Annotated in this window: 2 protein-coding genes; both read right to left on the bottom strand. The window is 67.2% G+C overall.

Going from position 1 to position 7,720, the window contains the following annotated elements; translation table 11 throughout:
• A partial coding sequence (locus tag JR064_RS22785; protein ID WP_241093254.1) for a condensation domain-containing protein occupies nt 1–1,664 on the bottom strand: 1,664 nt, incomplete at its 3' end.
• Nucleotides 1,661–7,615, bottom strand: coding sequence for an HAD-IIIC family phosphatase (locus JR064_RS22790; RefSeq protein WP_338123916.1), 5,955 nt, complete (start codon nt 7,613–7,615; stop codon nt 1,661–1,663). The genes JR064_RS22790 and JR064_RS22785, both read right to left, overlap by 4 nt.
• Between the last annotated feature and the right edge of the window lie 105 nt (nt 7,616–7,720).

Consider the following 7,720-nt stretch of genomic DNA (forward strand, 5'->3'; position numbering starts at 1 on the left):
CTCAACTGGCCACCGCGGTCGGACAGCGCCACCGCATCCGGTTTGGCCAGCGCATGCGCCGCCACGATCGCATGCAATGGCCGCGGGTCTTGCGTCCGCGCCGGTTCGCCACGCCCATAGCCGAGCAGTTGCGATCGCCCTGCCTCGCCCAGCAGATCCACCTCCGACAGCGGGCCATCCGGCGCATCCACCACTGCGTAAAGCAATTGCAGAAACAGCTGCGACAAACGCTCTATGGTGCTGGCATCGAACAGCTGTGCGTTGTATTCGAACACACCGCTTAACCCGTGGACACTTTCGTCCAGCGACAGGGTCAGATCGAACTTGGCTGTATTGGCCTGACGCTGGATCTGCGAGACCTCCATGCCCGGCCACGACGGCGCCTTGTCGGACTGGCCACGGCCGAACAGGAACATGGTCTGGAACAACGGTGTATGGCTCAGCGAGCGCTGGACCTTCAGCGCGTCGACTATTTGCTCGAAGGGTACGTCCTGATAGGTTTGCGCATCGAGCACGGTCTGTTTGACCTCGCGCAGCAGCTCGCGGAAGGTGTGTGTGCCGGCGACCCGACTACGCAGCACGATGGTATTGACAAAGAGCCCGATCAGCCCGTGCAGCGCCTCGTGAGTGCGGCCGGACATCGCCGAACCTACGGCGATATCGTCCTGGCCCGACCACCGCGCCAGCAGCGCCTGGAATGCGGCAAGCTGGCACATGAATGGCGTCGCGCCCTCGACCAGCGCCACCGTGCGCAGGCGCTCCGCCAGTGCAGCGGGAACCTCGAATCGTACCGATCCACCCTGGTTGCCGAGCACGGGAGGACGTGGATGGTCGAGCGGCAACTCCAGCAATTCGGGCAAGTCGTTCAGGCGCAGGCGCCAGTAGTCCAACTGACGCGCGAACGCCTCCTGGTGCAAGGTGTCGCGCTGCCAATGCGCGTAATCGCTGTACTGCAGCGCCGCCTCGTCGATGCCGCGCTGGGCCATGCCCCGGCTGTGGGCGGCGTAACCATGGGCGAACTCGCGGGCGAACACGCCAAGCGACCAACCATCCGAAAGGATGTGGTGCATGTTGATCAGCAAGACATGGTCGTGCTCGTCCAGGTTCAGCAGACGCACCCGCAGCGGACTGGCCGCGGCCAGATCGAAACGATATGCCGCCTCTTCGGCCAGCAAACGCTCGGGATCGGCGCCGGCCGCACGCTCCAACGAGAATGCCAGTTCCGCGGACGGCCGCAGTTCCGGCGTCACCGTGCCATCGATCTCCGGATAACGGGTCCTGAGCACGTGATGACGCTCGACGATGGCCATCACCGCAGCCTGCACCGCCTGCGCATCGAGGACGCCACGCAGGCGCATGCCGAACAGCATGTTGTAGTGCGGCGATCCGCCAGCGAGCTTGTCCAGGAACCATAGCCGCTCCTGGGCGTAGGACATCCGCAGTGGCGTATCGGCAGCGGCGCGACGCAGCAGGGGTTGCTCGCGTGAGGAGTCGGCAGGCGCGGACAGGCACCGAATCAAATTGGCCTTGTGCGCACGCAGGCGGTCGAGCAAATCCGGCGTCATCCGCCCCTCTGGCGCGCGGTAGCGCAGTTGCTCCCGGTCGACCCACAACCGGATGTCCAGTGCTTGAAATTCCGCCAACAATGCCAATGCAGACTTCATACCGCCCCTTCGTCCATCGCTTCGTCCAATGCCTCGCCCGATCCCTCGGCCGACAACTGCGCCCACTGCAGGGCCTGCAGCAAGTTGGCGAAATCTTCCACCACCGGCGCCTCGAAGATCCGCGCAAGCGGCAGCTCGACGCCGAATTCGCGCTGGCATGCGGCCACCAGCCGGGTCGCCAGCAGCGAATGCCCGCCCAGTTCGAAGAAGTGGTCCTTGATGCCTACCCGACCAACGCCCAGCAGTTCGCCGTAGAGCGTGCAAAGTCTGTGTTCGATCGAACCTCGCGGCGGTTCGTACTGGCGCAACGTGCGGCCCGCCGGCAATGCGGCCAGTTGCAGGGCAGTGGTGACGCCACTGAGATCGACAAGCGCTCGCGCCATGGCTTCATAGGGTACGCGGGCCACGGCCGATGACATCGTCGATTCGACCCGGCCGTCGGCGCTCGCGGCCGTCGTTGCATCGGGTTCCGGATCGACCAACGTACCGGTATCGGCTTCGACCGCATGCGCCTGCCCGATCTCCCACTCCAGCGCTGCCGCCGCGTGCGCCGGCACGATATATGGCGTGCCGGCTGCATCGGCAGCGTAGCCGCCGAAGGCGGCTGCCAGAAAATCGCGCGCCGGCGCATTGCGTTCGCTCGCGACCAACGTCAGTTCAAGCGAACCGCATCCCGATGCGAGCGCGCGCCTGCCCAACTCGCGCAGCATAGCGTGCTCGACGCCGCGTCCGAGCGCGCGGCAGCTCAACAGGAAGGTATCGACATGCAACGCATCTGCGACGCGGCGGTACAGCATCACGCCGATGAGACCGTAGTCGCCGAAGCGGTCGCGCAGGCGGACACAGAAGCCGTCCAATCCGCCGACACGCAGTTCGCGGGCGAGCTCGGCCTCGGTCCGGCGCCGGCCATTGAGGTTGAACTGATTTGTGCGCACGGTCAGCTCGGACACACGGGCGAGCTCGCGTTCGCCCACCGGGTCGATGCCGATCACCAACTCAAGCGACGCGATGAAGCCCGCCAGGCTCGGCGCATCGGATGCAGCGATGGTGCGTAAACGGTTCTGCCGATACATCTGCCCACGTCTGCGACTTTCCTCGCCGCCAACGCGTACGTCCAACGCCCATACCTGACGCAGCAACGGCATGATCGCGGCTTCGTCCTCGGGTACTTCCAGCGTCAACACCTGTGGGCAGGCGCTGCGCATCTGCGCACATTGGACCGGGTCGTCGTCGAGGAACACGAAACTGTCCAGGCCAAGGCCGAGTTCGGCAGCCAATTCGCGCAGGTTGTCGGGCTTTGAACGCCAGTTGATGCGCCATGCGGTCAAATGTTCGCGCTTCAGCCGCATTTCGCTGCGGCCGTCGAACACTGCCATCACGTCACTCTCGACGTTGCGGCTGCACAGGCAGAGCAGCACGCCAGCGTCGTGCAGGCTCACCAGCAGGTCCTGCAGCGCCAGCCGCACCGGCGACAGCGACACGCCTGCGGCACCGACCTCGGCGCAAACGCCGCCCCACAAGGTCTGATCGCAATCGGCAACCAGCACCTTCACCGGCGCACGCTGCAGACCGTGCCAGGCGCGCACCGCGCCGACGGCCAGCGCGGTCATCGCATCTGCGCTGTAGGGCAGATGCGCCAGCCGTTCGCTGTCCTCGTCGAACCAACCGCGCAAGCCGAAGCTGTCCAGCACCTTGTCGCCTTCGACGACCTGCACTGCCGGCCATTGCTCCGCCAGCTCGATCAGGCGCTGCTGTTCGCGACGGCAGGCCGCCGCCAGTTCGGCATCCTCGTTCAGCCGCGGCGAGGCTGGTGCGATCAGCAACAGATACGGCACGGCGCTGCCGGAAGCGGCAGCGCCAAGCACCTCACAAAACTGGGCCACATTGCGTTCGAGCGCGGCCAGGTCCGGCTGCACCGCGCTGCCAAGCCAGTCTTCCAGCCGCACAACCAGCAGATTGGCGCCTTGCGCGTTGCGGCGCATCACGCTGTGGGTGTCGACCAACTGCTGGAACAACTGCGCATACGGCGCCATCTCCACCCGCACCGGCAGGCCGGACCATTGGGCGAAATGCGCCAGGGCCTCATGCATCGGAGCAACCGTGAACGTGCCGGCCACTACCAGTTCGCGTTCGGGCGCGGCGGCGGTTGCAGCGAGTACCGTGGATCCGGGCTCGAACCCCGATTCCGACACAGCCACGGCTGCATGCCGTTCCAGCAATTCCAGCAGGCCAATGGGGGTCTGCACGAACGCGACACGGCGCTGATCGAACAATATCGCCGGCTTCGGCTCGGCCACCAAGGTGCCGCCGTTGGCCAATGTACCAGCCAGCGCCGCTTCGAGGTCATCGACCTCATAGCAGGTGTGGTACAGGGTGATGCCACGCGCCAGCAGTCCAGCCACCTGGGGCCCGGATACCAGCTCGATGCGCATTCCGCCCGCGACCTGGATCAGGCACAGGCTCGCGTCCTGCAGCGGATCGTATACGGTGTCGCCGACTGTTTCGACCCGGAACTGCGACCGCACGAAGGCCACACCGGCGGCGATGTCGGCGCAGGCGACCCCGATATGGTGGAAGTACATCGCCTGCGCGCCCGCGTCGGGCTCGCGTGCCGGCGCCGCCGGCACCTCCCCCTGCACCAGCTGCGCCAGCGCAGCGAGCACGTCGGCGGCGATGGCGGCCACGGTATCGGCGTCGAACTGGCCCGGGTCGTAGCACAGCCGCAACGAATGCTCGCCGGCTAGCGCCACGAACGCGGTCAACGGATAGCTGATCTTGTACGCGGTGGGCGCCGGCTCCAGTTCCACGCCCAGGCGCTTGCGGTCACGCTCGATGTCGCGGCGCTGGGTGTCGGTGATGAAATTCTGTACGACCAGCAGCGAAGCGAACAGCGGCTCGCCGCCGGCCACGCCGCTATGTTTCTGGATCTGCGCCAGCGGCAAGTGGCTGTTGCTCTCGTGTTCCAGAAGGCGCGCCTGGATCTCGCGCAACCACGGCACGCTGGCCTGCCCACGCGGTGGCCGCAAGCGCAGCGGCAAGGTGTTGATCAGCGGACCGACGATGGTCTCCACCCCATCCAGCTCGGCCGGGCGACCGGAGGCGACGGTGCCGTAGACGACATCATCGCGCCCCTCTTGCGCGGCAAGCGCCACGCCCCACGCGGCCTGGTAGACGCAGCCCGCGGTGAGTTGCTCGCGGCGGGCGAAATCGCGCATGGCCTCGACCAGGTCCGCCGGCACGGTCGTCTGGTACTCGGCGGCGGTCTCGTGCGACAGCATGCGATGCCAGTCGGCGCGCGCGCCGGCACGGGTCGGCCGGGTCACGTCGCGCAGGTAATCGCGCCAGTAGGGTGCGGCATCGCCATTACGCTGCCGGTCGCGCATCCAGCGAATGTAGCTGCCGTAGGAGCGCGCCGCCGGCAGGGCCGGCGCTTCTGCCTGGCTGCGCTGGGCATAGGCCTGCATCAGTTCGCGCAACACGATCGCGCTCGACCAGCCATCCACCAGAGCGTGATGACGGGTCCACAGCATGCGGTACGCGTCCTCGCCCAGGCGCAGCAGACGCACCCGCGACGCTACCTGACGCCCCAGATCGATCATGGCGGTGCGGTCTCTGGCCATCAGCGCATCGCCGCGGCGGGTGCGTTCCCGGTCGTCGAATTCACGCAGATCGTGCTCGTCCCAGGCCACTGGCGCGCCCAGCATCGCCAGCTGCCGTGGCTGTTCGCTGTCCAGACCATGGAACACGGTGCGCAAGATCGGGTGGCGCGCGGCCACGTCATTCCAGGCCTGGCGCATCGCCGCCGGGTCGAGCTCGCCGCTGACCGCGAGATCGAGCTGCAGCATGTTCACGCCAGTGCCTGGCCGCAATTGGGTTTCGAACAGCATGCCGTGCTGCAGCGGCGAGACCGGATGGATCGACTCGATCCGCTCGCGCCCGCCGCAATCGGCGAGGAGCCGCTCCAGTCCGTCCTGGTCCAGTTCACAGCCAGGATAGTCGGAGGGGGTGCATCCTGGATGCGCGCCTGCCACTGCGACCTGGGCCAGTTCGCTCAGCGCCTGCAGCAGCAGCGCACCCAGACGCTCGGCCTCACTGCGGCTGCAATACCCCTGGTCGACGGAGATCTGCAACGCCATCCGGCCTTCGGCCACGGTGCCGGTGATGGCCAGCGGCTGAGTGCGGCGAGCAGTGGCGCCGTGCAGGTTCGCGACCTTCTCAGGCAGCACATCGAAGGCGACGTCGGTCCGCTCGGCGCTACGCCCGAACTGGCCCATGTAGTTGAAACTGACCTCAGCTTCGGCCAGCGCCCGCATGCGCGCACGTACCGTGGCGTCGGTGCTGCCGTAGCGCAGCGCGCCGTAACCGATGCCGTGTTCCGGCGTGGCACGCAGCGTCTCCTTCACGCCAGCCAGCAGGCGTCCAGGGGCGACCGCGGTCGCGGCCGGAAGCAGCACCGGATAGCGCGAGGTGAACCAGCCTACCGTGGCAGTGGTGTCCAGGCCAGGATCGATCGCCTCGCGGCCGTGACCCTCCAGTTCCACCAGCAACCGGTCGCTGCCGTTCCAGCGTTGGAAGGCTAGTGCCAGCGCGGTCAGCAGGGCGTCGTTGACTTCGGTACCGAACGCGCGCGGCAGGGTCTTGAGGATGATGTCGGTGGTGCTGGCGTCGAGCTCGATCGACACGGTGTCGATGCTGCCCGTAGTGCGCGAGGCGGACTGCGCTGCGCGTGGCCCGGCGACCGACTCCCACCATTCGACCTCCCCGCGTGCATGCGCTGCGTGTGCGTGCCGTAACACGGCCTGCGACCACGATGCCAGCGGCGAACTCTTCTCGCCCAGGGCGGGCGCGCGACCGGCGCAGATCTGCGAATAGGCGATATTGATATCTTCCAGCAAGATCCTCCAGGACACCCCGTCCACCAGCAGATGGTGGAACAGCCACAGCAGCCGCATCGATCCCGGATGCGTCGTTTCGACGAACACCAGCAAACGGCTGAGCACGCCGCCGCTCACGCTCAGCGAAGCCTGTGCGGCGGCGGCGGCGGCTTCGCGCGCTGCCTCGCGCCGTTGCGCCGGCAATGCGGACAGGTCGACCAGCAATGGCGCCGGCGGCGCGGCCTCGGTACTGATGTCCTGCCACCAGTTGCCCTGATCGTCGCGCGCGAAGCACGAGTTCAGGCCGTCGTGGCGTGCATGCACCGCCGCGAGCGCGCCGCGTAGCGCCGGCCAGCGCAAAGCCGCGCCGCTGCGCAGATAAACGGCCTGATTGTAATGGTCCAGGCCTTCGGGATGCAGCGCGAAAAAGCGCGCCTGACTCGGCAGCAGCGCCATGCGCCCGTGGGCCGGCGCATGCGATGTCGCCGCAGCCGGTGCGCTCGCTTCCAGTCCCATGGCGATCACAGCAATGGTCTGTGCCTGGAAGATGCGCTTGGGCTGCAATGCAAAACCCAGGCGGTTGGCGCGTGCGGCGATCTGGATGGCGATGATCGAATCGCCACCGAGCTCGAAGAAATTGTCGTCGATCCCGACCTGGGCGACGCCCAGCACGTGTTGCCAGACCTCCGTCAGTTGCGCTTCTACCGCATTGGTCGGCGCACGGTAGGCGCGGCCACTGCCGCGCGCTTCGATCGCCGGTAGCGCACTGCGGTCCACCTTGCCGTTGCGCGTCAACGGCAAGGCCCTCAGCGTCTGCCATGCGCCCGGCACCATGTACTCCGGCAAGCGCTCCGCCAGCCACGCGCGCAATTGCTCAGGTTTCAGCGCCGCGCCCGCGACCGGGACCACGTACGCGCTCAGGCGTTCGCCGGCCGCCAGCACCACCACCGCCGACTCCACGGCCGGGTGCGCACCCAACACCGACTCGATCTCCCCCAGCTCGACCCGGTACCCGCGGATCTTGACTTGGTGGTCCAACCGCCCCTGGTACACCGTCGTGCCATCGGCCCAGCGCACGCACAGGTCCCCGGTGCGGTACAGGCGGCTGCCGGCAGGCCCGTACGCATCGGGTACGAAACGCTCCGCGGTCAGGTCCGGACGGCGCCAGTAGCCGCGCGCCAC

The sequence above is a fragment of the Xanthomonas bonasiae genome, assembly GCF_017163705.1.
Classification (GTDB): domain Bacteria; phylum Pseudomonadota; class Gammaproteobacteria; order Xanthomonadales; family Xanthomonadaceae; genus Xanthomonas_A; species Xanthomonas_A bonasiae.